Raw genomic sequence first — 26,109 nt, 5'->3', positions numbered from 1 at the left:
CGAGTCTTCGCTAAATATTATATACGTTTGCGCGATATGCGCCGATGTTGGCTTCGACAAAACTGATGGTGCGCTTCAGGCCGTCGTCGATTGAGGTTTCGGGCGTCCAGCGCAACAGCCGACGGGCCTTTTGGTTGTTTGAGACAAGCCGAAACACTTCGCTTGTTGCGGGGCGAATGCGCTTCGCGTCTTGAACGATCCTCTTTCTCACGTTCATCAACGCCAGTATTCGCTCCGCGAAGTGGCTCACCGGGAATGTCTGACCTGTACCGAGATTGATTGTCTCGCCTTCGATGCTCGATGCTGCGCCTGCCGCAAGGAAGCCGGAAACCGTGTCCCCCACAAAGGTCATATCGCGCAACGTATCCAGAGCGCCGAGCTCGATAACCTCGCGTGTTGCAGCCTGTGAAATGATCGTCGGAATGAAAGCACGGGCCGATTGCCGTGGGCCGAAGGTGTTGAAGGGCCGCACGGTCACCACAGGTGTCGAGAAGGAGCGGAAATAGCTCTCCGCGATCTTGTCGGCCCCGATCTTGGATGCGGAATAAGGTGACTGCCCCTGGAGCGGATGGCCTTCGTCAATGGTCTCGGTGATTGCGGTTCCGTAGACCTCGGACGTCGAGGTGTGGACGACGCGAGCTACACCAAGACGCCGAGCAGCTTCCAAGACGTTTAGAGTGCCTTCAATATTCGTTCGGACGTAACTTCGTGGTGCAACATAGGAATATGGAATCGCGATCAAAGCAGCCAGATGAAAGACAACATCCTGGCCGCGGACCGTCTGAGTAACAAACTCCGGATCTTCGATATTCCCGGCGATCACTTTGATCGAGTTCTTCAAATCTGACGGCGAATGCTCAAGGTTTCCCCATGCGGGCGAAGAGCTGTACCGGATCATTGCCGTCACATTAGCGCCCATTTGCGCGAGGACTTCTGTGAGATGGCTTCCGATGAAACCGGCGGCGCCAGTAACTAAGACCTTTCGGTTACGATAAAATAGGTTCTGATCCATGATCGCACGGCACTCGAATTAGAGTTGTATTCTCACGATTTGCGATGAGGCGTGAATAGATCTCGAGAATCTTCGGTACGACCGCTGTCCTCGAAAAGCGTTTCTCGAATTGTTCGCGAGCCATTCGGCCCATATTCTTTCGAGTTGCTGGGGCTCGTGCGAGGCGCACAATGGCCTCTGCCGCAGCTGCGGCATCGTTGTACGGCACCAGCACACCATCAACGCCGTCCCGCACGACAGAGCGACAACCAGGTACGTTCGTTGCAATCATCGGTACGCCGTAGCCGGCGGCCTCCATGAGTGCTCGTGGCATTCCTTCACTCTCGGACAGAAGGATCGCAATGTCTGCGTGCTCCCAAACAGTCGCGATGTCAGGAGCCTTCCCCAGCCAATTGATGCCGTCGAGCCTGGAAACCAGGGTCAGTTCGTCTCCTGTATAGCTTGTCGGATTTCCCGGATCGGGGGTCCCCCAAAGCTCCAACTCGATCCGCGAGTCCTGGGATCGCGCAAGCCACACGGCCTCTACCGTAGTCTCGAGACCTTTCGATTTCAGCATCCGTCCAAGAAAGGCAACTCGGACGGTGCTGTCATCATCCGCTCTCTTGGTCGATCGGCGGGGCTCAATCTCAATACCCCATCCGCCAATGACCACAGAATTCGCCACGTGCGGAAACTGGCGGCGATCATCTACGTTCTCAAATGAGACGAGAGCAGCACAGCCTCGCGCGAGCCAGCCGGTCTGCAGCCGAACAAATTGTCGGGCCATCCCAGCGGCCCATCCGGAGCGTCCCCACAGCTGACCAAGGCCTGTGAACGAGGCGAGGAGAGGGTATTTGCGTCCAATCGAGCCCGATAAGCCCAACAGTACGATCGATCTTATCTGAAGAGCATGAACAAGGTCCGGCCGCTCCTCCGATAGAATTTTGCGAAGGCGCAGAATCGAGCGAAGAATCGATAATGGCGAGAGAGAGGAGCGTTCCGTCGGCATCTCCAGGATACGGAAGCCTTCTCGCTCGATCGCAGCCCGCTGGTGCCGCACAAAAGTGGCGACCACGACTTCTAAGCCTGCGCCCTGCGCTGCGCGAGCCGGCTCCAGAAAGTGCGTGGTGAATGTCCAGTCTTCCGGTACGATATACAAAATTTTAGGCCGAGCCTCGGCTCGCCCAACGTCCACCCCCACGTAAAACCCCCACTAACTAACAGCCAAAATCACCAAGTATTAAAATGATAAATTGCAACGCCCCTGCATCAGCGCCGCCCTCTGTTCGTCTGCCCCGCTAAGTAGGTCAGACCAAGTTGTATTGACAGATTGAGGCTCGCTATCGGCGTGCAAAGTTGGTGCGGAACGGACCAAGTCTGCATGCGCTCTGCAAGCGTGTTCGAATTACGTCATAACGGTACGCTTCGTACGGTTGCCTGCCAACAACCGTACGCCCCCTGAATCAATGCCGCGAAAGTAAACCTGCAGTTGCGCTCGTATCATGCGTTTTTAGGGCTGACCTGCAGTATTTGAGCGTTAGCTCGAGTATCGCGCGGGAAAGCCGCGAATCCACAATTTGCTCAAGCCGCTTCGCAGCGCTCTGTCCCATTTCGCGCAGCATATCGCCGCTCTATCAATTGAGAACCTGAGCTCAACGAGGCTGCCCTCAAGGCCGCGACAAAGAGCGCTGTAGAGGGACATTAAGAAAAACCGTCTCCGTCGACGCCAGTAGCTATCACGGAGAACTCGATATCAGATTGGAATTGACGTCGTGCTTGCCGGAGCCGTGGTCTCCCGCAAGGACGGTGTTTGATGGAATCGTGTGGCACAGATAATCGCGTGCCACTCGGTACTCGGAGTTCAGAGGGCTGATGAGGCGGGCGCCTCCGCAGCTGGTTCAATTTGTATAGTTCACGGAACGGCACTAATATCGGGGCATTTGGATCGACAGTCGTTCAGCCGTTTAGGCCGTGAGGGTTGAACAAATAATTTACCCACCATTGGAATTGGCACTTATCGCGCTCCGCGAGGGCTTTAGGGCGGATTCAAAATCGTGCGGCATACCTTCGACTTGGTATTTTGCTTTTCGATCGCTGCATTCGGTAAGATGCCCGGTTCGGGACCGGTTTCTGAAGGGACACTCAGATGACGAGCAGGGATCACTCTTTCGTTTCCGAGGAGTTAGAGGAGCGAATTCGCAGCCTCCATCGAATGTCGCCGAGCGATTGGCAAGCGGTTCTTGCCGTGCTTATGGACCAATCTCGGGCTCGGGCTGGATTTCCACCTTCCCTTTTGGCCGCTCTCACCGTTCGTATCAACTACGATCTAGTAAACGCGCTTCACAAAATGGATGCATCGAGCGAAGGGCTAGCCAGAAAATTGATCGTGCTCACGTGGGTGCTGGTCATCTTGACCGCTGTCCTGTTGATTGAGCCAGCCAGCCATTTTATTCACTGGTTATGGTCGAGCACTCGACCCTAATCTGCGTAGATGTGAGCGTAAACGCTTCCCGCGCTCGTGATGATCGTTGTCGTGGTGCCGGTTGTCACTCTGGCCTCCATGATGGCTGCTCGGCTCATCGGTCGGCGAAAGCGAACCGGATTGGAGACGGTCCCAGAACCAGCGAACCCCAATGCTTGCCCAGAGAACTGCGGGCATGCGGCGTGCCGCATCTTGATGCGAGCGATGCAGCTCGATCCTGATTAAGGCTTGGGCTGAGACAGACGGACCTTCTCCCCTTGAAGCGTGAACCGAATGAGGGATATGTCCGCGCGAGTGAGAGCCCGCGCCACGTCTGTGGGGATGGCTTCGCCATCCGGCAGAACAAGGAAACGTTTGCAATCTCCACACTGGGTATCGTCGTGAACCACGACTTGCCCGATTGCCGTGTAGAGTGACTGCCGCTCGCAGCTCGACTTCACCTCATAGATTTCGCGCAAGACGCCTCCAGCCTGCACTCCGAGATCAACATAGCCATCCTTAAAGAGTTTCTCGTTCCGCCGAAGCGTGCTCTCTCGCCAGTCGTGCACCGCACGAACGATATCTCCATGTCGGGATATATATTCGATCTCCTCAAGGCGACGCCTCCGCTTCTTGCCCGAGAATTCGTCGAAGTACTTTCCGAAACGCCGCTGTGCGGCGAGCGCTTGCGGCGTCGTCGTTTCTCCTCTCGCGGCGGCTTCCTTGAAGTCGATGGCCGACTGTACGAAGCGGGCAATGTCGGCGGCTGTGCTGCTCGCGTCAACCGGCGCGACAACCACTGCCAGACGGACATCGTCTGCACCGGCCACAGGAACTAGTTTTGAATTGGACCACGCGAGAAACGGCATGCGGCCAACGCCCTTTCGGCCGCCGCCGACCCCGCCATCGTGCATGAGGTACACGGCGCCCGTCTCAGCATCTTTTGCGAAGAAACCCGACACGCGCTTGTCGTTCGACCAAGGCATGTTGAGTTCGATGGCAATTTCAAGATTGCCGCTTTCCCGATACTCTCCAAATGGGTACCAGCGGCGAGGGATCGAAACTTCCTTCGGACCGAGCGGGAGCGACCCATACCAGTATCGGCCGTTGTGGTGCACGGCCATGCGCCGGCTGTCCGGGCGCCAGACCACGACGCGCTTTTCCTGGTTCTGCCACGACTTCTGAAGCCGCGCCTCCAGCTTCTCCTGCGCGTAGATTTTTTCTATCGTCGTCTCGATCAGATTCAACATGCAGCCCCTCCCCGGGCGGGCACTAGCCGCGATCAAGTGCAGGCGGCTAGTCGATGCTCTTGAGCAGTCCAACAGCTTCGGCCACGCCGTAGTCATCACGAATGCAACCTTATCCTTGAGATCAACAAGAGGGCAAGCCGGAGACGCTGTTGGCGCGCATTGAGTTATTAGTTCTGTTCCTGATAGATCGATTTGGTTGGCTGAATCGAAGGAGTGCTCCGGTCGTTGCCGCCCACGCCTCGGGCTTGAGTAAGTCGGCTGGCTCCCATCCGACCGGTATTCATATTATGCCGGATCTCTCTAACCCCAACTCGTACCGTACGTTTCCTCGCAGGAACGAGACAGACGCTGGAACAATGAACAATGTGCATCGCTCAATCCATGTCAAAGTAACTTTCGGCGACAATTCAGGGCAAAAGGATAATATCGAACAGAGTTTCCTGAACGTCTTTGCAATCAAGAGTGCGGCAGATCGTGAGCGCATGATTGCACACTGGATGAGTCATCATGGAGGCTCTCGTACGGACGCAATGAGGATACTGGTCGAGCAGTGGCGGCGAGATAACAGAAGTTGACAAAGACTGGATGGCGGTCACGCCGATCGATCTCTGGTGCGCACCTGCAGCTGCTCAAGTTCGTATTCAACCCGCGCTGTTATCTGCTGAATTCGTACCCCTTTGACGCCGTACTTCTCGCCGGCTTCCCGGAGGGTGTGGAAGGACCCATCTGCAAGGCCGACACGATACTCAAAGATCTCCAAATAGCGGGGCTTAAGATAGGTGAGCCGATGCTTATTGGCGGCATATTGCTTGATCATGATGTCCTGTTCACGTTCCACATATTGAATGAGACACCTGATTGGTCCAGTTCATCGTAGAGTCTAGCTCGCGGAATGGTATTCCATCATGAAGTCATACATACCTCCTGCGAGTAGCCGAGGGGAGGACGGGCTACGTCTCGCTCGCCAGTGTTTGGAAGAACACAAGCGCGAGCGCCGCAGCATCGAACAGTCCCATTCGGCGATCTTCACTCATCCACGATCTGCGACGCGGCGGGACATATTGCTCAAACGCCGGAATGTGTTTTGCGATCAACTCAGCAAGACTTTCCTTGTTCGGGCATCCGTAGGGCTCGAACGTGCGTCGAACCTGGTCCCGCGAATACGCAAACACAGGAATGCCGCGAGCCTCTGCGAGTTTAACAATCGCGGAATTCAGGTTGCGAATGCGTCGCGCCCGCTCGGTCCCAGATTCGGACGTATTCTGAATGACGAGAGCATCGGGCGCATATCGATCGAAAACCGTTGTGATACGAATGAGGCATGTGTTGTTCTTTCTGGGGCCGCGTGTCTCGCGTATCCCCCAATCGAACGGCGACAGATGACCTTCGAAGACGATGAAAGCAAAGCCGCGCGTGTTTAGATAGACAGAGAGGACGAGGGCATGGCGGCGGAGCATGCTCATACGGTCGATGCAGAATGTTTGGCGTTCACTCGCTCCATAAGCTGTTCAAGAAAGTCGAGCTTCAGACGCGCTGCTTTGGACGAATCACCCTGAAGTTCGTCATAGAGTTCGTTGGCTCGCGCGAGAATGGCTTGACGGAGCTCCGAGAGGAGTCCAGGGAACAACTCTAATGCGGGTATATCGAAGATCATCGTGCATATGAGCGCCGCATTGAGGCTTGGTTTTCGCTTCAACCCTTCAATTCGAGAAATGGCAGTTCGGCTCTTTATACCAATTAGAAATGCGAGCTCCTGCTGGGTGAGCCCCCAGCGACGCCGATGCGGACGAAGGTATGATTGGTGTCGGTGATGCATAGATGGTGCAAGGCCGGCCAGCAAGATGACAGGCACGCATGCTATGATCCCCCTGAAAGTGGTCTCGACCGAGACACGAAAAAGTGCCGACTCGGCACTTACTACAAAACTGCGTCCCTCATTCTATCTATCGTGGCTTCAGAAAGCATGACCTATCCGGCATGAAGATCGGGTGGAGATGGGGACTTGGGGACTTGGGGGACTTGGGATGATGTGCTTCTAGGACGTCCCCGAAGTCCCCAAGTCCCCCTTAGCTTCTGTTGAGGTCGTGTCCATTGTAACGCTTACACCATATCTCTGACACAACATCTCGGCCTTCTCCCTCTCGGCCATGGGGACGACGTAGACGCCGTGCGATTTATACGTCTGAAGGTTTAGCTTTTTGCGCAGAATGCTTCCGATCCAGCGGTTGCTGATTGGTACGTCATATTCAGTGCCGTAGCGTCGGATCATGCCTATGGTAACGTCGGCGACCGGGACGACGCGTCTGTTGGACGACAACATCTGTTCAATGAGCACTTCCAGGACCTGCGCTTCCATCAGGAGACCCCGCTCGGCAATGATCGACTCCTGAGCGCGCTTCGCAGCCTTCCGTACCTCGGCCTGGACCGCCACGTCGTGGACCACGCTGAGGAGCGGCAGCATGATTTGGTTGATTCGCGGCTCGAGCGTCAAGTCGACAAGGGCCGGATCGAGCTTGACTTCGTGACGTCTGCGAAAGCGATACAAGAGCAGCTTGTCCCGCAACTCACGCGCCTCTTCTGTGAAGGTTGACGGGAGGTTGATGGGAATGTCGCTGCGCAGTGGTCGGACTCCCATTTCTTCAGTGATGAAGCGGCTCTCTAAAGCGCGATCCTCGTAGCGGCCTCGTGAGGCAACGATCTTCGGTCCAAAGACATGAAAGGCTTGCGGGTTGAACTCTCGTTGGCGGTTCATGACCGTGCGCAGAACCGGCATCCCGCGGACGTTGCCGTTGTTGAGGATCTTGACGATCTCGGATCGCTCGTCGCTAAAGCGGAAATCGGCCTCATCGAAGATGAGCGTTCCGCGGAAAGCATCGAGCGTGTGGAAGATTGGCGAGACGGTTGAGGCACCGCTTGCGAAGAATGGCTTATAGCAGAGCGAGCCGATCGTGAGGAGCGAGCGCGTCTTCCCTGTCCCGAAATCGCCACGAAGTCGAAGGTACGGCAAGTCATTGAAGCCGTCATAGACCCAGCTTAGCAGTACGTAATGACCAGCGACCTGCTCGAATGTCGGGCTGAGATCGGCATAGCGATGAATAAACGCAATGACCTCCGAGACGAGCTCTTGCTCGCCTCCATAGGAGCGTGGCTCCGATGGGAGTAGGACAACTTCGCGCCGAGCACGGCGACGAAGGCCTGCGCCGTCCTCCGCTCGCCGGTGAGGCGGTCGACCACCACCGGCACGCCGTCGCCCGCGTAGTCGACGAACAATTTGTCGCCGGCCGCGTGCGCCTGGCGCATCGTCACCGACAGGCGACCCTCCCAGGCGCGGTAGAGCTCGCAGAAGCGCGAGTACCGGTATCCGCCGGGCTCGGCGGCAATGTACTCCTCCCACAGGATCGACAGCGTCACGTGCTTGCGCTTGAGCTCGCGGTGCACCGCCGCCCAGTCGGGCTCGACGATGCGGCGGTGACCCTGCCGGTTGCCGTTGCCGGTCTTGGCGAACAGGCGGGCCTCCAGGGCCGCGTCCGTGAGTTCGTCGGGCAACGGCCAGCTCAGGCCTGCGGCCTCGAACCGCCGGATGGTCAACCGCACTGTCGAGGGCGCCGCGCCCATCCGCCGCGCAATCTCGCGGCTCGGCAGCCCAGCCGCCTTCATCCTGATCACATCGCGCACACGGCCTCGTCACCCGGGCGACATCATCCCGGAATGGTGGGCGACATCATCTCGGAACGGGTGGGCGACTTCAAATCGGAATGGTGGGCGAGATCATCTCGGAATGCTGGGCGACATCGAGCGGAAACCGCATTAATAGTTCCAGGAACGGAACTTCTCCTCCGCGAGTCGCGGCTTGAAACCTAAAAAATCACATATGAAGGAACGTTCAGAAAGGAACTGACTTCTCCTCGTGGACCCTCCTCCTGTCAGACAGCGCGCGAAGGCCTTGGCTCCTCCTCTTCAGAGCTGGGGCCTTTTCGTCGGCAGGTGAGGAACTCGGCGCGGTCAGATTTTTCGGAGCTGTTCCATTGAACCTTTGCTCGAGCCGCCGGACGATGGATTAACTGAACCGAGGCCGGTGTTAGCATCAGAACCATGACAATGATGATTCTGATAATGGCGGCGGTTGGAGTCTCGATGGTCGGATCAATAGTCGTCCTGTTCGAGATCAAGGCCGCGTGCGAGCGCAAGCGCCTGAAAAGCAAAACTGCCTCAGTCGGGCGGCCCCCTTCATCCTAATTTCAACAACCCGAAAGACGGCCCCGGCCGGGGGGCGCTCGAGGGTGAGGCCGGGGCCGCTGGAGGAAGCTGGGCCCTCGGGCTAGCAAGGGCCAAGCGAAAGGAGGCTACTCACCGCTCATCGCGGTGTCTGTACGCCTCAGCACTGTTACCTGCAGGAAACTTCAGCAGATTCGTAAAATCCGTGGCGGGCTCCTATCTTCCGTCCATGCGTATGGCATACGAGCTTTGCCTGGCAACTGCCGGCAAGCAGGTCCCGTCAGGACCGGACTGGATTCATGAGGTGAAGCACGACGGCTACCGGATACTAGTCATCCGGGAGAACGAACGCGTGCGCCTGCTGTCTCGCAACGGCACCGACTGGACCAAGCGCTATCCCTGGATTGTCGAAGCTGCTTTGAAGAACCGGCAGAAGCAATTCGTCATCGACGGCGAGGCCGTGATCCTGGGTGTTGACGGCATCTCCGATTTCAACGCGCTTCATTCCCGCAGGCACGATCACGAAGTCCAGCTTTACGCCTTCGATATCCTCGCGATGGGCGGCGATGATTTGCGCGCTCTGCCTCTACACCTCCGGAAGACAAACCTAGAGAGGCTATTGGCCCGGCGGCCGGACGGGATCACGGTGGCACCATTCGAGCGCGGCGAGATCGGTCCTGACCTCTTTCGGGCAGCCTGCCGGATGGGCCTAGAGGGCCTGGTCTCCAAACATCGCGATCGGCCTTACCGCGGCGGGCGGCAAAAATTCTGGATCAAGGTCAAGAACCGCAGTCACCCCGCCATTGAGCGCGAGCTATAGAACGGCCGCGCCTCCAACATATCGCCAGAGAAGGAGCCCCAGCCCCACCGCTAACTCAGTGTTCTACGAGCACCATCACCATAGGCCTTCTGAGACGGTTTCAATCAGCCGCGTATTGCTGTCGTGGGTTAAGGTCGCGCCGCGGTCGCGGAGCGCGCCAGATGCGGCACGGTCTGACGCGATCGGCGCCGGTAGAGGCTGGAACCGCTACAGCTTGATCGTCGGGATTTGACGTCAAGAACCGGCGCTGCGCACGCGCCTCGCCACCTATCGCGCACAGGCCGATCGGTCAGGCATTGGACTCTGCCCCCCGGACGGCTCCTGTGCGTGCAGACCTCACTGCTTCGGCCATGTCGCGCGCGCGAACGTCATCGCACGGCGGAAGTCGGTCATATCGACCCAGTCCTTCTCTTCCATGTGTCGTTCCCAGCTGTATCCAGGAGGATCTTCCTCGTGCACGCGCTCTTTCGCGATGAAATACCTTCGATCAGTAGTGTCGACGCCGTTTTTCGTCACCATTCATTGTGACCCCGTCCAAAGTGCTGGCATGCGAATCGACCTCCGTTATCGCTACCAAACTAGCGGCGCACTTTGACAATTGTTCTAATTGGCCCCATGGCGAACAGGCATGCGGCGGTCTGCAAAGCCGCTATAAGCCGGCAGGGGCTTCCAATCGATCTAGAGAAATTCAGGACCACCGAACGGATTGTATCAGCCCATATCCCACACAAGCGGACGCCCGCGCACCGAATGGTTTGAGTGCGGTTCGCCTTTGTCGGACCAAATCTTGATGACCGTGGCGAGATTGTCAGTGCTCGGCGTTTCCGATCAGTCGACGTAGAGATTGGCCTTGTGATCGTGAAGCGCGAGCACGTTCTTCAGGCTCTCCTCGAGCATAAGATCGCGGACTTCCTCGAGGCGATCGATGCGCCAGCTTTCTTCGTCCGATCGGTTGGCCGTGATTTTCACCTCTGCCATGTGCCCTCGTAGCTCAATGGAAAGAGCGGGGAGTTTCTACGTCTCGTGGCGTAGGTTCAAGTCCTGCCGAGGGCATCATCCATGGTCGCGTAGCTCCTGGTCGCCGATCAGAGCTTTAAGCAGGGCGCCGACGAGGCCTCCGAGGGTGAGACCACCCAGGACCAGAAACAATAGATCGGGATTTGGCATAGAACCGTCAGTGGTGATGTAGAAGCGCAACGGGTTGTATCGGCGAGCCGGGAGGAATGACTGCAGATCCTTACTCGAAGCAACAGGATTTCTTCAAATTCTGCAGCTTTTCGCTCGTTCCGGCCCGACCATGCGTTATATCGGCCCCGCCTCGGTTGATGCTTGGAATTTTGCCGCGTTTTTCTGCGGCAACAGCGAGGGCCCGCGAGAGCTTGAGCGCCTAATCCGCCGTTACCTGAAAATGAACGCCGCTATGCCTAATACTACTCGAGAACAACTCGATGAAGTGGATCGTGATATCAAACTCTACAAGGAATTCGACGAGCGCGAGAAGGCTCGCTTCGAACGCCAGTGCTTCCTTTGGACCGCGGAAGATCGCATCGAGTGGCAGAAGACGCAGCGTTCGGTTGCTGAATACCTTCTCGAGCTTCAGGACAAGCGCAACGCCTTGCTCGGCGAGCTTGAAGAGTGACTTATCGTTCGCCGCCTCAGCTTACCCGCGTTGATATCGGATAGGTGCTCCCGCGCTGGGTCTGTCGAGCGATGCAGTGGGCGGGAGGTGCGAAGTTCATGACTAACACACTGGCCGTTGCGAGCGGGTTCGATCAGGTGCTGTATCGGATCGGCCAACCTGCACCTGGACGATCAATTCCCGTCGTTGCCAGTCTGCCACACAGCGGCACGTTCGTTCCGCCCTCAATAGCGAATGAATTTACGCCGCTTCATCAAACATGGCTCAGGAACACCGACTGGCATCTTCCGCAAGTCTACGATTTTTTGCCCGAGTTGGGCGTGACGACGATAACGGCGACACACAGTCGATACGTCGTTGATCTCAATCGTGATCCAGAAGGATTGCTATTTGGCTCCTTCAAGGAAGCTGTCATTTTCGATTCGATGTTCGATGGGACGCCGATCTATCAGCAGCTCCCAGATTCGAACGACCTTCCCCAAAGGCTCGCCAGCTACTATTCGCCCTATCACCAAGCACTATCGAATATCATCGGAGGGCTACTAAATTCGCACGAACGGGTTCTTCTCTTCGATCTGCACGCCTTTTTCGGACCTATTGAAGACGATATCTGCATTGGTGATCTACGAGGGATATCATGTCGGCAACGGACGACATCCCTCGCCACCAACGCCTTCGAGCGCCAGGGTTTGCGGATCGTTTGCAACGATCCGTTTTCCGGAGGTTATCTGATCAAGAGACATTTCGGCCCGTTGACCGAAGCGTTGCAGATTGAGCTGCGTTACACGACGTACATGGATTGCAGCCGTATCGACGAACCAATCCGGCCGCAGATCGATCCGACGCGGCTCCAAAGTCTCAAGCCAAAGCTTCGCGATGCGTTCAATGAGATCATTGGCTTCTGGTGCGGTAGATAGGGACCAATACCTCGGACTGCCAGAACCAATCACTGAATGGGAAGCTCTTGCGTCCGAAATTGGCTTATCGCGACATTTGCTGCGCTTGCACAAAGGCCGTCGGGATCGAGGCGAAGCGGACATCATCGATAATTAATGGGTACTCGCCGCCCTAGGCCGAATCTCTCGCCGCAATCGGGACTTTTGGAATATATCCCAGTTTCCGCTCGAGAGCGGCCACGGTCAGGCGGGCTGCATCCAGTCGCGCAGCCGCCTCGCTTAGGGCGACCGACGCTTCGTCCGATCGCGAGACAACTGCTGAGCCAATTTCCAACAGGCTATCCTTGAGAGACAGCGCGTCTTCTTCGCGTATGGCGCGCCCCAGCTCAAGCAGCGTTCGGGTCAGCGCTCGATGCGCGGAAGCTTGCTCTCGTTCCAGGCTTTCGACCTCGGCGAGGGCCTCACGATAGTGCCGTATCGCTTCGATCGTTCTATGTTCAAGCCCACAATTATCGCTCATCTGTTTCCACCCTCCTCGTGCATCTGCGCGGTCATGCTCCTCCACTAAGGCATTTTGCTGTTCGGACAGCGCCTTTATGTTTAGCCGTGCCCGAACCTGCGAGACAAGAATTGGCGAGGCCCAATAACCCCAGGTCTAACGTCGCCGATTCGATCGAGGAGCGGAGCGTTCGCCGTCCTTGGAGCAACGCTCAGAGCGGCCCAAGCATCGAGGATCGACCAATCATCGTAGAATGGCAGGTTCGTGGGGATCGTTGCAGGGCTTCAATCAAAGGGCAGGGAATCACACCTATGGCCAGCGTCACTCGTGAACGCTGCGTGCCTGCCGAGGCGTGATCGCGGAAGCGCCAATCCCCAACCTCAGGGAGAGAGCCAATCACCATTGAGTTCGTTGGGCGAGCCTCTCGGCGGTATTCGCAAGTCGCCACGTTCTCCTTGATGTCAGCTCTGTTCGGATCGAGCGCACCAAACGGCCTCTTCGATGGATGGATCTGGCCGAAGGACGGCTAAAGCCTCGACCGCCTATGGCGCAATGGCGCCGATCGACTTTCTTCCCCTGCCGGCTGCGCCGTCATTCCTCGCGAAGCAAGAAAGTCGCCCGGCTGCCCTCCTCCGCTAACGCTTCGGCCCCTTCGGGGTGCGCCGTCGATCGCCTCCGGCCTGTCGATCACCATCGAGGCCGCAAGGTGCGGGCTCGAAAGACAGAGATCAAGGAGAACTACCATGGCGACCATCGGCACATTCAAGAAGTCCGGCAACAACGAGTTCACCGGCGAAATCGTTACCCTCTCGCTGCAGGCAAGGAACGTCCGCATCGTCCCCGAAACCAACCGCTCCGGCGAGAACGCACCGAGCCACCGGGTCTATGTCGGCCGAGTTGAGATCGGGGCCGGCTGGTCCAAGCGCTCCAACGAGGGCCGCGACTATCTGAGCCTCAAGCTCGACGATCCGAGCTTCACCGCTCCGATCTTCGCCAACCTCTTCGACGACGAGGACGGTGAGGGCTTCAGCCTGATCTGGTCTCGCCCCAGCCGCCGCAACGGCGACTGACCGGCCCACAGTGCCTCGCCCGGCTGGTCCGGGCGGGGCATCGCCACGTTGAGGAATCGCGAGGCATTCGCCGGCCGTGACGGCAAGTGGGGACTGCGCAATAAATTCCGATCAGCGCTCGCGTGCCGCTTTGATCGGCCGCCTTTGATTGGCCTCCACCACACTATTGACGATGTCTTCCCAGTCGGGACAGACTGCGACCAGACGATCCAGCACCGTAGGATCCCGTTCGATCTGGGCGAGCGCCTGAGCGCGCCATTGGTCATTGAAGCTGATGCTCATCAACCCCAGACATTCGACGACCGAACTGTCAGGCCGCAAGTGTTCCAAGATCGCCGTCACTATGCCGGTCCATTGTTGAAGCAGACGCCAGTGCTGAGCGGCGGCCCCAGTCTCCAATTTCTCTTGAAGGAGATCAATCAGCAAGAGGAAGCGAGTACGCCAAGGTAGGGGCCTGAGGTCCCCGACGTAAGCTTCCACGACTTCGCGGATGTCGGCTGGCAAGTGCTCATACAGGGTCATAAAGCCTACTCCATCTCGCCCAGCATGCCGTTCCGCCCCTGGACAGATATGCGTCTCTGGAGAGAGACCAGATTTATGTAAGGTCGCCTATCAACTTTTGCGTGAATCAATGCTCCGTTGATTTATAGCGCGTGAAGGCTGCGATGGAGCACAATTCGCTCCCTCATCGGGCGCGATGAGGATGAACCGCCGTTCGTTTGATCAAGTCGGTTGCCTCGACCCCTAGGGCCTCCGCGATTCGGCCGAGCACGGTCACGCTGGCCGACACGTCTGCGCGTTCAATTGCGCCGACATAGCGGACGCTTAGTCCGGCGCCATCGGCCAACTCTTCCTGCGTCATTTTCTTCACATGACGTATCCGACGCAGATTGATCGCCATGACCTCCTTGAGATCCATGGCGACAAGGGAACTCACATCGGAACGATCGTTCCAGGAACGATCGTTCCGATTCGTGCGACGTCGTGCTATTCATGGGCTCTGCCAAAGGCCCTGTTTGCCTCTGGCGGGGAGCAAGGTGATGCAGTCCGCGCATCGCGGGGTATAACCGCAGTTCCATTTCAAGGATTGCAACGTTTCGGGTCGCCAACCAATTGAGACGTTGCTTCAATGCTGAGGGCTTGATTGCAATGAACGAAACGTCTTTCCGGGACAGGCCGCCAAAAACCGATCGCGTAAACGCCTACGACGAAAAGCATCTTGCAATCTACGTCCGGTTGTTGATGGCCGAAGAAGAGGGGGCCGATTGGCGTGAGGTGGTCCACGTGATCTTCGGCCTCGACCCTGTTCTGGAACCGGATCGCGCCAAAACCGTCCATGACAGCCATCTCGCCCGTGCGCGATGGATGGCGCAATCCGGATATCAGCAATTGTTGCAACCGCGGATGCAGTGAGCTGGGCCCAATCATGCAAATTGCGATCTCATGTGATGCAACCTCAGGGTCTAGTCTCCCGTGCCGCCTTTTTGGATCGTGGCGTGGGGCACAAAGACGAGAAGACCGACCATGCCAACCCAGTACTGGCGCTCGCCGGAGACCATCGAACGCCTGAACCGCCTTGAGCGTCCCGGATTTGCCTTGGAATTCCTTCGCCGCAACGCCGACTACCGCCGCGACTTCGCCCGCATTGAGCGCCAGATCGCGCGCGAGGGCGCTGATCCCGACACCATCCGAATGAGTTTCGCACGTCGATGGAGGTTGCGGTGTCGCCCATGATCCAGTCTCTCCGGTAGGGCCCGAGCCAGCCATCTGGCTTCCTGTGGCATCACCGGGGACCTTGATCCTGGAGACGGCGCCGCCGGGCTTCGATACCCTCCGTTCGATTGATCGCGTTGCGTTGGGGCAGTCGCTCGTCGAACTGTCCGATGCTGACGGTCGTGCTCTTGCCATTGCGGACGGGTCGGGTGAGCTGCATGTCCGGTTGCGTGACGAGCAGGCGCTGCGCCGCCCTGCTGTGCTTGTGCCGCTCGACAGCATGGGCGAGCTGCGGGCCGAGGTGGCGCTACACCTCGCGCGCTGCCTTGCTGGCCAGCGTACCGGTCTTCTGCCGGTGGCCTTGCGGTTGACGGCGTTCCAGAAACGGCGATTGATTCAGCTCCTTCACGCCTTCGACGTCCACGACCTCGGTGGTGGCCCGCGCGATGTTGCAGCGAAGGTGCTCGCCTCCGACCACGCCCAGCACCGCGCGGTCGAGTGGAAGGATTCGCATGCCCGCCGTAAGGCGAACCGGCTCATTCACGATTCGATCGCGCTCGTCGAGCGCGGTTATCTGAAACTCCTGCGCGGCCTCTGACCGGCACTTCGATCTCTCCAATCCATTCGCCCTGATGAGCTAGCCCACGCCTCGCTGGTGACGCTTGGCTTCGCCCGGTTGCGACCGTGGGGGGACACAATCGAACGCGAATTTTCGTCCACCCCCAACGCCAAAACTCTCCGCCACTCTGGCCCTGACAGGCCGCGACTTGGCTGCGGCGCTTCAAGGCAAGACGGAGATCGCCCATGCTCGACCGAACCGCGCAGCTCACGACGCGCTACGTGCGCACCCCTGAGGCCGCTCGCCTCCTTGGCCTCTCGCCGCGTACGCTCGAGAAGTATCGCTGCCACGGCAACGGTCCGACCTTCCGCAAACTCGGCGGGCGCGTCGTGTATTCCATTGGCGATCTCGAAGCCTGGGCCGATCAGGCCGCTTGCAGCTCGACGTCGGACCCGCGCTACGTCGAGGCGCGCGCCGCCGGCAACGCGCATCGCTGAGGCAACGCTCGTCCATGTCGTCGCGCCGCCTCATCACGCCGAGCGAGCGAAGCAAGCTCGATCCGTTCGTCATCGCCACGGGCGATGCCAGCCCGCGCGATCAGCGCGATCTGATGGAGCGGCCCTTCTTCTCGCTCGCCAAAGCCAAACGCACGCGCCCGATCCTCTATCAGGCCGGTGACGTGCGTGTCGAAGTTTATGCCGTCCCCGAGCACGGTATGGCGACCATTTGGGACGCTGATGTGCTGATTTGGGCGGCGAGCCAGATCGTCGAGGCTGAGAATCTTGGCCTGAAGACCTCACGCTTCCTGCGCTTTATCCCTTACCAGCTCCTGATCGCAGTCGGCAGACAGACCGGGGCGCGGGATTACAAGCTGTTGAAGGGGGCGTTAACGCGCCTGCAGGCGACCGTCATCCGCACCAGCATCCGGCAGGGCGAGCGTTGGCGGCGCCACCAGTTCTCCTGGATCAACGAATGGGAAGAGTGCGCGCGGCGCGATGGCCGCGTGGAGGGCATGGAATTTGTCCTCCCCGACTGGCTCTACCGCGGCGTCATCGACCGCTCGCTCGTTCTCACGATTGACCCGGCCTACTTCAGCCTGACCGGCGGTATCGAGCGCTGGCTCTACCGCGTCGCGCGCAAGCATGCCGGCCGCCAGCCAACAGGATGGCTGTTTGAGATCGCACACCTCCACGAGAAATCGGGCAGCCTCGCCAAGCCCGCCGACTTCGCCTTCGATCTCCGCCGGATCGCGGCCCGTCAACCGCTGCCAGGCTACCGCCTGAGCATCGAACGCAGGGAACGCCGCGAACTGCTGCGGATCCTGCCAGGCAAGTCTTTCACAGCGTCTGTGGATGACGCTGTGAATCATCGCGGGACTTCGGGCGTTCGCGCTATCGGGACTTCGGGCGTGCCGGTATCGGGACTTCGGGAGTGCGAACCGCAGCTAACGCACTGGAAAGAAAAGACGATCTCTCGCCCTAACTTAGAGTCTAACTCAGAATCTAACTTTTGTAGTGGGCGCGCGCCTCCTGCGGATAACGCCGCGAGTGTTGATGAGCCGCCAATCAAGCACGCAAGCCAACAATTTTTGCCGCGTCCCGGCCATAAGGCGGGAGGCAAGCAGTGATTGTCGCGGTGCTCAACCAGAAGGGCGGCGTCGGCAAGACGACGCTGGCCCTGCACCTCGCCGGCGAATGGGCGCTGCGCGGAAAGCGTGTAACGCTGCTCGACGCCGACCCCCAAGGCTCGGCATTGGACTGGTCGCAGCAGCGGGCGCGGGAGAATGTCTCGCCGCTATTCGGCGTCATTGGCCGCGCGCGGGATACGCTCCATCGCGAGGCGCCGGAGATCGCGCGCACTGCCGATCATGTCGTCATTGACGGGCCGCCGCGCGTCGCCCGATTGATACGATCGGCGCTACTGGCCGCTGACCTGGTGCTGATTCCTGTGCAGCCGTCGCCATTCGACGGCTGGGCGTCGGCCGAGATGCTGGCTCTGCTGCGCGAGGCTCGCATCTACCATCCGAAGCTCGCCGCTCGGTTCGTACTCAATCGATGCGATACGCGCACGGGTATCGCCCGCGCGACAGTCGAGATGCTCGCCGATCACGATCCGCCAGTGCTCGCCACCACCATCGGGCAGCGTGTGGTCTTCGCCGACGCCGCGCAGTCGGGTCGGCTCGTCTTCGAGTTTGCCGAGCAGAGCACAGCATCCGGCGAGATCACCGCGCTCGCCGCCGAAGTCGCGAGGCTCGCGCCATGAGCGGGCGCTCCTCCAAGCGCGGCTTCGCGTCGCGACCTGGCGATGCCGAAGGCTGGGTCAAGGCCAGCGACGCGTCGCGGCGTCGCACAGACACAGCAGCATTGACCGCGCGCCTGACAATCGACGTCTCGCCGGCGCTGCGCGGCCGCATCAAGGTCGCCGCGTTCCAGCGCGGCGTCACCGTCGCCGACATGCTGCGCGAATTGCTGGCGCGAGAATTCCCACTGAGACCGGAGAGCCGTCATGAACGACAATGAGGCCTTGCCGCCGCGTGCCGTGTTGCCCTCGCATCGGCGGAGCGTTGCGCTCACCCATGTTGAGCTGACCTGGATCGAGAAGAGGATTGAGCATTGGCTTCGCTTCGGTCATCGGACCGAGGAGAAGATTCTCGATCGCCGCCGCAGCGTTTCAAGTTTTGCGCCCGGAAGCATCTTCGGCTTCGTTCGGTGGGCATCGAACGACTATGGCACCGTGGTATCGCGCATGGACATCGTGCGCGCCGTGGAGGCCGGCCAGCGCTATCAGACACTGCCATTCGTCCGGCCCGGCGGCGAGATCCTGCTGCGCGTCGATAGCTGGCCGAAGGTCGAGCGCGTGTTGCAGGCGATCGATGCCATCGAGGCGCTCGCCATCAATCCGGCCGATGCCGCGCCAGATTACTGGCGGCATCTCCACAACCGTCTCGCCGCCGACCACGTGCCGCGCGCCTACACGCGCGAGCAGCATGTTGCCTGGCTCAAGCGCCGGAGCGTTACGCCATGACACGATTTGGCTATCTCATATTGACGTACATTGCGGCGCTAGTCGCCGGCGCCCGGGTGTTCGTTCATCCCGCGCCGCGGCTGATCTGGAACGCCACCGCGAGCACGCCAACGGGCTTCTACACGCTGCATCCGATCGGACAGCTGCGCGCCTTGGAACTCGTTGTCGTGCGGCTGCCAGAGCCGATCGCAAATGTCCTCGCTGAGAGAGGCTTTCTTCCAAAGGGGGTGCCGTTGCTCAAGCATGTGATGGCGCTGCCTGGGCAGATCGTGTGCCGGTCCGGCGACGTCATCACCGTCGACACTGTTGATATCGGTGCCGCCCATGACCGCGACCATCTCGGCCGACCGCTGCCGCGTTGGAGCGGTTGCTCCACGCTCCAGCCGGACGAGGTGTTCCTCATGAACCCGACGGCCCCGGACAGCCTGGACGGCCGCTATTTCGGCTCGCTGCCCATCACTTCGATCGTCGCGCGTGCGGTCCCGCTTTGGACGGATGAAGCCGCCGATGGTCGCTTCGTCTGGCGCGCCACGACCCATTAGCCGCTTCTCAACCCGCCAAGTAAGGAGGTCTCCCATGGCGCAAATCGGTCAGTTCACCCGCGATAAGTCCGGCTTCACCGGACGCTTAGAGACGCTTTTCTTCGAGCGGATTCTCACCCTCGTCCCGACTGAATCGTCGGATGTCGAGAACGCGCCGGACTACCGCATCCGCCTCGGCGATGCCGACGGCCCGGAGATCGGCGCAGGTTGGAAACGCACTGGAGAGAAGGCCGGCGAGTACGTTTCTCTCATCATCGACGATCCGGCGCTGCCGCGGCCAATCCGCGCCAATCTCTTCCAGTCGGGCGGCGACAAATCGGCCTGGACACTGAACTGGAATCGTCTGCCGCAGCGCGCCGAGCGAGACTGATTGCATGCAGAGTCCCATCACGCGTGCCGCCGACAAGGCGCATCGAAGCTCCAACCCTTTGTTCGCGGCACAGCCGTCTCATCTCTCCGCTCCGCGCAACCGTCGGCGGGTCGCCGCGCACAGTGGTAGCCAAGCCAGCGGTCCGCGCGCACCGTTGGTAAGGCGCACGACGCGTTGCCGTGATGGCGGAGCCACGGCGGGCGTTGCCGTTCTCCTCCTTACCGGCCTGCTGGTGCTTAGCGGGCCAGCGGCAGCAGTGTCCGGGCAGAGCGCGCCGGCGCAAAGTCAGCCGGCGAACGATCGCTATGTTACTTTCGTGACGGAAGCCGCGCAGCGCTTTGGCATTCCGACCGCATGGATTCGCGCCGTCATGCGGGTCGAGAGCAACGGCGATCGGCGTGCCGTCTCACCCAAAGGCGCGCTCGGCCTGATGCAACTCATGCCCAAGACTTGGGCGGACATGCGCGCTCGCTACGGTCTCGGGCGCGATCCCTTCGATCCCCGTGACAACATCCTTGCTGGCGCCGCCTTCCTTCGCGAACTGCACGACCGCTACGGCTCGCCGGGCTTCCTTGCGGCCTACAATGCGGGCCCCGGCCGCTACGAGGAATTTCGCGATAGACATCGTCCACTGCCCGCAGAGACCGTCGCCTATGTCAGGGCTATCGTCCCTTTTGTCGATGCGGAGGGGGCACCAGGACCTCTTCTCCTCGCGGTCTCTTCTCGCTCATCCTGGACGGGGGCGCCGCTCTTTTTCGGCCACACTGACGGACCGTCATCTCCCGCGCGAGCGACAGTCGATCGACCGACGCACGACAGGCCGGCTGCAGTTCCCGTGCACGATGTCTCGGCCATCGCGCCGCAATCGGAAGGTCTGTTCGTCGCGCTCTCGACGACGGGACGATCGCAATGACTGCACGACATCATCAACGTCAATACCGAGGTCGACGCACGCCTGCAGACTCGCGCGTTGCGGATATCTGGACATTCGCCGCGCGATGGCGTCCTGCCGCCGCGGTCGGCTGGGAATTCGTCCTCGGGCGTGTCTCAGCGCAGCCCTGCGAAGGAATGAGAGCAGGCGAGGGAGACGAGCGGGCAACGACCGAACGAGGGCGAGATAAAAGGCCGCAATGTGCGGCTCGGTCGGTCGGTTGTTGTTGCTTTGTTTTTTCGTTGATCCGGCAATGTGGGGCTTCGGCACGCAATGTGCGTCCCACCATCAACTCATTGCAAGGATTCTGCATTTCGCACATTGCGCAGGCTGGCCATGGCTGAAGAGAAGAAATTTCAGCCTCGGCCTGGCCGCATCCGCTCCTCGCGGAGCCAGCGCGCCAAGCCCTTCATCGCCCAGGCGCTAGCCTCGGCTCAGCGCGCCGGCGGCGGCATTTCGCGAGTCGGACATCTGACCAGCCACCGCCGTTCGCGCTTCGGCCGCGGCCGGGTCGCCAGCGAACGGGCGAACCGTCTGCTCACGGGACGCTCGCGTCTGGTGACAATCAAGATCCGCGTCGTCCGTCATAAGGCGCGCTCAGCGCCGCTCACCGCGCACCTCGGCTATCTCCGGCGCGAGGGCGTCACCCGGGACGGGGAGAAGGCCCGTCTGTTCGGCCCCGACACCGACGATGCCGATGCCAAGGCGTTTGGCGAGCGCTGTCAGGGAGACCGCCATCACTTCCGGTTCATCGTCTCACCGGAGGACGCACCTGACATGGCGAACCTCAAAGGCTTCGCGCGCGAACTGGTCGGCCAGATGGAGAGGGATCTTGGGACTAGGCTCGATTGGGTCGCCGTCGATCACTGGAATACCCAGCATCCGCACGTCCACATCCTCGTACGCGGCGTCGCTGAGGACGGCCAGGATCTCGTGATCTCCCGTGACTACATCAAGGAGGGGATGCGTGCTCGCGCGCAGGACCTGGTCACACAGGAGCTCGGACTACGCTCCGATCTCGACATTCGCCGCTCGCTCGAGAGCCAGGTCGAAGCCGAGCGGTGGACACAGCTCGACCGCCAGCTTGTTCGCGACGGAGGTCGCCACGGCGTCATCGATCTTGGACCCAATCCGGCGCAGCAGCCCGATCAGTTCCATGCGCTGAAGGTCGGCCGGCTGCGCCGCTTGGAGAGTCTTGGCCTCGCGCATCATCTCGGGCCAGGCCAATGGGCGATGGACGAGGCCGCCGAGACGACGTTGCGCGAGCTCGGTGATCGCGGCGACATCATCAAACGCATCCATCGTAGCCTGACCGAACGTGGCATCGCGCGCGGGACCGCGAGCTACGTGCTATCAGGCGAAAGCCTCGACGTTCCCGTCATCGGACGCCTCGTTGATCGCGGTCTCGATGACGAACTCAAGGCGACCGCCTATGCGGTGGTCGATGGCGTTGATGGCCGCACCCACCACATCAGGCTCCCCGATCTCGACGCCGCTGGCGACAGCGCACCGGGTTCGATCGTCGAGCTCCGCAAGTTCGACGACGCGCGAGGATACTGTCGCGTGGCGCTGGCCGTTCGCTCCGATCTGTCGATCAAAGCCCAGGTGACGGCAGGTGGCGCGACCTGGCTCGACCGGCAGGCGGTCGCGCGCGACCCTGTGGCGCTGGGCCAGGCCGGCTTCGGCGCCGAGGTCCGCGAAGCCATGGAAAGGCGCGCAGAGCAGCTCATCGAGCAAGGTCTCGCCGCGCGTGAGGCGCGGGGACTGGTATTCGCGAAGAACCTTATCGGCACGCTGCGCCGTCGAGAGATTGAAATACTGGGTGACCAGCTCGCCGCCGAGACCGGCCAGCCGTTCAATCCGTCGGCTGCTGGTGAATATGTGTCCGGCACCTATCGGCAGCGCTTCGCGCTCGCCTCCGGCCGCTTCGCGATGATCGATGACGGTCTCGGCTTCCAACTCGTGCCTTGGACACCTTCACTTGAGAAGCAGCTCGGCCGACACGTCTCCGGCGTCGCCCGCAATGACGGCGGCATCGATTGGGGCTTTGGACGCAACCGGGGGATCGGCCTGTGAGCGATCCGTCCAATCACCGACGTCAAGAAAGGGCGGCAGCCATGTCCGCAACCAAGATTCTCTGGGGCCAAGTTGTCACTGTGTTGGCGATCGTCCTGCTGACGTTTTGGACCGCGACGGAATGGACGGCTTGGCGACTCGGCTTCCAAGCGCAACTGGGGCAGCCCTGGTTCGAGCTGTTCCACTTTCCGTTCTACCTTCCACCCGCCTTCCTCTGGTGGTGGTACGCCTATGATGCTTATGCGCCACATATCTTCATCGAGGGCGCCTATATCGCGGCGTCCGGCGGCCTCATCGCCGCGGCTGTTGCGATCGGCATGTCGGTCTGGCGCGCCCGCGAAGCGAAGAATGCCGAGACCTATGGGTCGGCACGGTGGGCTGAGGCGAAGGAGATCGGGCAGGCTGGTCTGCTGGGGCCGGACGGCGTGGTCCTCGGCCGGTTCGAGCGCGCCTATCTCCGCCATGACGGACCTGAGCATGTCCTGTGCTTCGCGCCGACCCGGAGCGGCAAGGGCGTCGGGCTCGTCATCCCGTCGCTGCTGACCTGGCCGGGATCTGCGATCGTCCACGACATCAAGGGCGAGAATTGGCAGCTCACCGCCGGCTTCCGTGCGCGGCACGGTCGCGTTCTTCTATTCGATCCGACCAATGCGAAATCCTCAGCCTACAACCCCCTGCTGGAAGTCCGGCACGGTGAGTGGGAGGTGCGGGACGTCCAGAACATTGCCGACATCCTTGTCGATCCCGAGGGCAGCCTCGAGAAGCGAAACCATTGGGAGAAGACAAGTCACGCGCTCCTGGTCGGCGCCATCCTCCACGTCCTCTATGCTGAGGAGGACAAGACGCTCGCCGGCGTCGCAGCCTTCCTGTCCGATCCCAAGCGGCCGATCGAATCGACGCTTGCCGCGATGATGCGCACCGCACATCTCGGCGAGGCCGGTGTGCATCCTGTCGTCGCCTCCGCCGCGCGGGAACTCTTGAACAAGTCCGGCAACGAGCGCTCCGGTGTTCTCAGCACAGCGATGTCGTTCCTGGGCCTCTACCGAGATCCCGTCGTGGCGGAGGTGACGCGGCGCTGTGACTGGCGGATCACCGACATCGTCGGCGGAGAGCGAGCGACCACGCTTTACCTCGTCGTGCCACCTTCGGACATCAATCGCACCAAGCCGCTGATCCGGCTAATCCTCAACCAGATTGGCCGCCGGCTGACGGAGGATCTCCAGGCCAAGGCGGGGCGACGCCGGCTCCTCCTGATGCTCGACGAATTCCCGGCGCTCGGCCGGCTTGACTTCTTTGAATCGGCGCTCGCCTTCATGGCCGGTTACGGCATCAAGAGCTTTCTGATCGCCCAATCCCTGAACCAGATCGAGAAGGCCTATGGGCCCAACAACTCGATCCTCGACAACTGTCACCTCCGGGTCAGTTTTGCGACCAATGATGAAAGGACAGCCAAGCGAGTGTCCGACGCACTGGGTATGGCGACCGAGATGAAGGCGATGAAGAACTATGCCGGCAGCCGGCTAGCCCCTTGGCTAGGTCACCTCATGGTATCGCGGTCAGAGACTGCCCGCCCGCTGCTCACTCCCGGCGAGATGATGCAGCTCCCGCCATCCGATGAGATCGTCATGATGTCGGGCCTCCATCCGATCCGCGCCAAGAAGGCGCGCTATTACGAGGACGCGCGCTTCAAGGAGCGCATCTTGGCACCCCCGCCTCTGACCAAGGCCAAAGACGGCAGGCTGGACGACTGGAGCTCACGACCGCTGCCGCCGCGTCCAACGGCATTGCAGGCGCCGGCCGACGACCAGACGGGTGACGAAGACCCCAAGACCGCAGATCGGCGGCGGCATCCGGAACTGGATCAAGACATCGTCGAAAAGAAGGAATTGCTCGACCACGAGTTCGCGGCTGACCTTGCCGACGAGTTCGATGACGATGCCCCGCGGATTAGGCGCATGACCGACATGATGCAGGGCGTCGCACGCCAGGCATCTCTCGATCCCGGCGACGATCTCGGATTGTGAGGCAGGCATGAGTGCGTCAAAGAAGAAAGCGCAGATGTCGGTTTACCTCGATCCGGATGTCATGAAGACGCTGTCGGCCTATGCGGCTCGGCGCGAGCATTCGCTGTCGCTCATTGCCGAAGCCGCGATTGCGTCCTTTCTGTCGCCGGACGCTGACGAGCGGCGGGAGGCCGCCATCGCCAAGCGCCTCGATCAGATCGATCGCCGGATCGCGCGCCTTGAGCGGGATGTCGGGATTTCGGTCGAGACCATCGCACTCTTCATCCGGTTCTGGCTCACGACGACACCGCCACTCCCCGAGCCGGCCGCAAAGGCCGCGCGGGCACAAGCCGGAGCGCGCTATGATAACTTCGTCGCAGCATTGGGCCGGCGACTAAGCCATGGGCCCAAGCTGAGGCAGGAAATCCTAGATGACGTAGATGGCGTTCAATCTTCTGTCGGCCTAGACCAAGCGGGCCCCGAGGGTAATTAGTCGTCCGTTCTTTACAACTCTGAGCACCGCAGCTCGGGGGAGCGAACAGGACATTCACCGTTCAGCTGTCGCTGCCGCTAACATCCCCGCCGGTTAAGACGCCGACGGCGTTCTCAACGTCGAACCAAACATCGACGAGGCTCGTCAGCTTCTCGAAAGCTAGCGCACCATTATGAGATCTCTGGACAATAGACCAACGCAAGGCCTTCGAAGCGGCTCTTGGCTAGGCCGGCAAATTGCAAAGGGGGGTGTCCGATTTCGGCGGGCTGTTGTTTTCGAACCCCGTCAATCAGCTTCTCGAGCTGAACCCTCCGCAGCCCGCGCGCCGGATCCGAGCTCAGCTCGGAGGTTGAAAAAACTCTATGTCCTCCACGGCGCGGCATAGATGCTTGTGCCTATTCAGAAAAACGGGACAGCAGATTTCACCACCATAGCGAACACATTGTCGCCCGCATCGGAGATGGACTTTGATGAACACTAACGGACTTGGCGGTCGGGCTCTTCCCAAACGGTCTGCAAGCATCGCAGTCAAAGTTCGAGCGAGTTAGCTTAGTCCC

At 60.2% G+C, this 26,109-nt stretch carries 31 protein-coding genes, 1 tRNA gene and 1 pseudogene; 20 read left to right on the top strand and 13 right to left on the bottom strand.

Going from position 1 to position 26,109, the window contains the following annotated elements; translation table 11 throughout:
- Nucleotides 1-10: 10 nt before the first annotated feature.
- From BLV07_RS01550 to BLV07_RS01535, 3 genes are all read right to left on the bottom strand, one after another.
- Nucleotides 11-1,012: an SDR family NAD(P)-dependent oxidoreductase gene (locus BLV07_RS01550; RefSeq protein WP_091878717.1), complete on the bottom strand. Its 1,002-nt coding sequence runs from the start codon at nt 1,010-1,012 to the stop codon at nt 11-13.
- A complete protein-coding gene (locus tag BLV07_RS01545) occupies nt 987-2,150 on the bottom strand; it encodes a glycosyltransferase (RefSeq protein WP_244550938.1) in 1,164 nt (387 codons plus the stop codon). Before BLV07_RS01545 ends, BLV07_RS01550 begins: the two co-directional genes overlap by 26 nt.
- Before the next feature lie 1,544 nt (nt 2,151-3,694).
- Nucleotides 3,695-4,702 (bottom strand): hypothetical protein, encoded by a 1,008-nt coding sequence (locus tag BLV07_RS01535; RefSeq protein ID WP_143035329.1) that lies wholly within the window; start codon nt 4,700-4,702, stop codon nt 3,695-3,697.
- 149 nt (nt 4,703-4,851) lie between these two features.
- Between BLV07_RS01535 and BLV07_RS45820 the strand changes: the two genes are divergently transcribed.
- Nucleotides 4,852-5,277 (top strand): hypothetical protein, encoded by a 426-nt coding sequence (locus BLV07_RS45820; protein WP_143035328.1) that lies wholly within the window; start codon nt 4,852-4,854, stop codon nt 5,275-5,277.
- Between the two features lie 17 nt (nt 5,278-5,294).
- Here the strand turns inward: BLV07_RS45820 and BLV07_RS01530 are convergent, their stop codons facing one another.
- The 5 genes and pseudogenes from BLV07_RS01530 to BLV07_RS01515 all read right to left on the bottom strand — a co-directional run.
- The gene (locus BLV07_RS01530) at nt 5,295-5,519 is read right to left on the bottom strand and encodes a hypothetical protein (protein WP_143035327.1); all 225 of its coding nucleotides are present in this window, start codon (nt 5,517-5,519) and stop codon (nt 5,295-5,297) included.
- A 133-nt stretch (nt 5,520-5,652) separates the two neighbouring features.
- Complete coding sequence (locus tag BLV07_RS01525; protein WP_091878702.1) at nt 5,653-6,165, bottom strand: RuvC family protein; 513 nt, start codon at nt 6,163-6,165, stop codon at nt 5,653-5,655.
- Nucleotides 6,162-6,554 (bottom strand): helix-turn-helix transcriptional regulator, encoded by a 393-nt coding sequence (locus BLV07_RS45815; protein WP_143035326.1) that lies wholly within the window; start codon nt 6,552-6,554, stop codon nt 6,162-6,164. The genes BLV07_RS01525 and BLV07_RS45815 overlap by 4 nt, the downstream gene beginning before the upstream one ends.
- A 183-nt stretch (nt 6,555-6,737) precedes the next feature.
- Nucleotides 6,738-7,709: a hypothetical protein gene (locus BLV07_RS01520; protein ID WP_091878700.1), complete on the bottom strand. Its 972-nt coding sequence runs from the start codon at nt 7,707-7,709 to the stop codon at nt 6,738-6,740.
- A gap of 146 nt (nt 7,710-7,855) precedes the next feature.
- Nucleotides 7,856-8,359: pseudogene (locus BLV07_RS01515) on the bottom strand (IS21 family transposase); the annotation flags it as partial.
- 787 nt (nt 8,360-9,146) lie between these two features.
- On the opposite strand from BLV07_RS01515, the gene BLV07_RS01510 reads away from it, so the two are divergent.
- Nucleotides 9,147-9,737: an ATP-dependent DNA ligase gene (locus BLV07_RS01510; RefSeq protein ID WP_091878697.1), complete on the top strand. Its 591-nt coding sequence runs from the start codon at nt 9,147-9,149 to the stop codon at nt 9,735-9,737.
- Nucleotides 9,738-10,073: 336 nt separating this feature from the next.
- Here BLV07_RS01510 and BLV07_RS45810 read toward each other — a convergent pair whose 3' ends face one another.
- Together BLV07_RS45810 and BLV07_RS47305 are read right to left on the bottom strand one after the other, a co-directional pair.
- Nucleotides 10,074-10,256, bottom strand: coding sequence for a hypothetical protein (locus tag BLV07_RS45810; protein WP_143035325.1), 183 nt, complete (start codon nt 10,254-10,256; stop codon nt 10,074-10,076).
- A gap of 309 nt (nt 10,257-10,565) precedes the next feature.
- Nucleotides 10,566-10,715, bottom strand: a complete 150-nt coding sequence (locus BLV07_RS47305) for a hypothetical protein (protein ID WP_176945282.1) — start codon at nt 10,713-10,715, stop codon at nt 10,566-10,568.
- 2 nt (nt 10,716-10,717) lie between these two features.
- Between BLV07_RS47305 and BLV07_RS01505 the strand changes: the two genes are divergently transcribed.
- The 3 genes from BLV07_RS01505 to BLV07_RS01495 all read left to right on the top strand — a co-directional run bounded on the left by BLV07_RS01505 (nt 10,718) and on the right by BLV07_RS01495 (nt 12,293).
- Nucleotides 10,718-10,790, top strand: a tRNA-Arg gene (locus tag BLV07_RS01505).
- 244 nt (nt 10,791-11,034) lie between these two features.
- A complete protein-coding gene (locus BLV07_RS48530; protein ID WP_244550937.1) occupies nt 11,035-11,376 on the top strand; it encodes a hypothetical protein in 342 nt (113 codons plus the stop codon).
- Between the two features lie 98 nt (nt 11,377-11,474).
- On the top strand, nt 11,475-12,293 hold the full coding sequence (locus BLV07_RS01495) for an N-formylglutamate amidohydrolase (RefSeq protein ID WP_176945281.1): 819 nt from the start codon (nt 11,475-11,477) through the stop codon (nt 12,291-12,293).
- A 151-nt stretch (nt 12,294-12,444) separates the two neighbouring features.
- On the opposite strand, the gene BLV07_RS01490 is transcribed toward BLV07_RS01495, so the two are convergent.
- The gene (locus BLV07_RS01490) at nt 12,445-12,792 is read right to left on the bottom strand and encodes a hypothetical protein (protein WP_091878692.1); all 348 of its coding nucleotides are present in this window, start codon (nt 12,790-12,792) and stop codon (nt 12,445-12,447) included.
- Nucleotides 12,793-13,514: 722 nt separating this feature from the next.
- Between BLV07_RS01490 and BLV07_RS01480 the strand changes: the two genes are divergently transcribed.
- Nucleotides 13,515-13,841, top strand: a complete 327-nt coding sequence (locus tag BLV07_RS01480; RefSeq protein WP_091878686.1) for a DUF736 domain-containing protein — start codon at nt 13,515-13,517, stop codon at nt 13,839-13,841.
- A 111-nt stretch (nt 13,842-13,952) separates the two neighbouring features.
- Here the strand turns inward: BLV07_RS01480 and BLV07_RS01475 are convergent, their stop codons facing one another.
- Both BLV07_RS01475 and BLV07_RS01470 read right to left on the bottom strand, forming a co-directional pair.
- On the bottom strand, nt 13,953-14,363 hold the full coding sequence (locus BLV07_RS01475) for a hypothetical protein (RefSeq protein ID WP_091878684.1): 411 nt from the start codon (nt 14,361-14,363) through the stop codon (nt 13,953-13,955).
- Nucleotides 14,364-14,526: 163 nt separating this feature from the next.
- Complete coding sequence (locus BLV07_RS01470) at nt 14,527-14,760, bottom strand: helix-turn-helix domain-containing protein (protein WP_176945280.1); 234 nt, start codon at nt 14,758-14,760, stop codon at nt 14,527-14,529.
- A gap of 230 nt (nt 14,761-14,990) precedes the next feature.
- Between BLV07_RS01470 and BLV07_RS01465 the strand changes: the two genes are divergently transcribed.
- From BLV07_RS01465 to BLV07_RS01400, 14 genes are all read left to right on the top strand, one after another.
- Nucleotides 14,991-15,254, top strand: coding sequence for a DUF2285 domain-containing protein (locus BLV07_RS01465; RefSeq protein WP_091878679.1), 264 nt, complete (start codon nt 14,991-14,993; stop codon nt 15,252-15,254).
- Between the two features lie 111 nt (nt 15,255-15,365).
- Nucleotides 15,366-15,575 carry a transcriptional regulator domain-containing protein gene (locus BLV07_RS48525; RefSeq protein WP_091878676.1) on the top strand — a complete coding sequence of 70 codons (210 nt, stop codon included), beginning with the start codon at nt 15,366-15,368 and terminating at the stop codon, nt 15,573-15,575.
- 61 nt (nt 15,576-15,636) lie between these two features.
- The gene (locus tag BLV07_RS01455; RefSeq protein WP_091878673.1) at nt 15,637-16,152 is read left to right on the top strand and encodes a DUF2285 domain-containing protein; all 516 of its coding nucleotides are present in this window, start codon (nt 15,637-15,639) and stop codon (nt 16,150-16,152) included.
- 206 nt (nt 16,153-16,358) lie between these two features.
- A complete protein-coding gene (locus BLV07_RS01450) occupies nt 16,359-16,610 on the top strand; it encodes a helix-turn-helix transcriptional regulator (protein WP_091878671.1) in 252 nt (83 codons plus the stop codon).
- 14 nt (nt 16,611-16,624) lie between these two features.
- Nucleotides 16,625-17,740 carry a replication initiator protein A gene (locus tag BLV07_RS01445; protein ID WP_091878668.1) on the top strand — a complete coding sequence of 372 codons (1,116 nt, stop codon included), beginning with the start codon at nt 16,625-16,627 and terminating at the stop codon, nt 17,738-17,740.
- Entirely contained in the window at nt 17,737-18,375 is a 639-nt protein-coding gene (parA, locus tag BLV07_RS01440) for a ParA family partition ATPase (protein WP_091878665.1), read from the top strand. Before BLV07_RS01445 ends, parA begins: the two co-directional genes overlap by 4 nt.
- On the top strand, nt 18,372-18,632 hold the full coding sequence (locus BLV07_RS01435; protein ID WP_091878663.1) for a ribbon-helix-helix protein: 261 nt from the start codon (nt 18,372-18,374) through the stop codon (nt 18,630-18,632). The genes parA and BLV07_RS01435 overlap by 4 nt, the downstream gene beginning before the upstream one ends.
- Nucleotides 18,619-19,137 (top strand): DUF2840 domain-containing protein, encoded by a 519-nt coding sequence (locus BLV07_RS01430; RefSeq protein ID WP_091878660.1) that lies wholly within the window; start codon nt 18,619-18,621, stop codon nt 19,135-19,137. The genes BLV07_RS01435 and BLV07_RS01430 overlap by 14 nt, the downstream gene beginning before the upstream one ends.
- The gene (locus tag BLV07_RS01425; RefSeq protein ID WP_091878657.1) at nt 19,134-19,679 is read left to right on the top strand and encodes a S26 family signal peptidase; all 546 of its coding nucleotides are present in this window, start codon (nt 19,134-19,136) and stop codon (nt 19,677-19,679) included. The genes BLV07_RS01430 and BLV07_RS01425 overlap by 4 nt, the downstream gene beginning before the upstream one ends.
- Nucleotides 19,680-19,713: 34 nt before the next feature.
- Complete coding sequence (locus BLV07_RS01420) at nt 19,714-20,049, top strand: DUF736 domain-containing protein (RefSeq protein ID WP_091878654.1); 336 nt, start codon at nt 19,714-19,716, stop codon at nt 20,047-20,049.
- 256 nt (nt 20,050-20,305) lie between these two features.
- A complete protein-coding gene (locus BLV07_RS01415) occupies nt 20,306-20,962 on the top strand; it encodes a lytic transglycosylase domain-containing protein (RefSeq protein ID WP_210187774.1) in 657 nt (218 codons plus the stop codon).
- Between the two features lie 354 nt (nt 20,963-21,316).
- Complete coding sequence (locus tag BLV07_RS01410; protein WP_091878649.1) at nt 21,317-23,056, top strand: relaxase/mobilization nuclease domain-containing protein; 1,740 nt, start codon at nt 21,317-21,319, stop codon at nt 23,054-23,056.
- Nucleotides 23,057-23,097: 41 nt separating this feature from the next.
- On the top strand, nt 23,098-25,080 hold the full coding sequence (locus tag BLV07_RS01405) for a conjugal transfer protein TraG (RefSeq protein ID WP_176945279.1): 1,983 nt from the start codon (nt 23,098-23,100) through the stop codon (nt 25,078-25,080).
- 7 nt (nt 25,081-25,087) lie between these two features.
- Complete coding sequence (locus tag BLV07_RS01400) at nt 25,088-25,552, top strand: CopG family transcriptional regulator (protein WP_091878643.1); 465 nt, start codon at nt 25,088-25,090, stop codon at nt 25,550-25,552.
- Nucleotides 25,553-26,109 lie beyond the last annotated feature (557 nt).

Source organism: Bradyrhizobium sp. Rc2d (assembly GCF_900099855.1).
Classification (GTDB): Bacteria; Pseudomonadota; Alphaproteobacteria; order Rhizobiales; family Xanthobacteraceae; genus Bradyrhizobium.
Note: the sequence above shows the minus strand (reverse complement) of the source record. Positions and strands in the feature narration are given on the sequence as shown.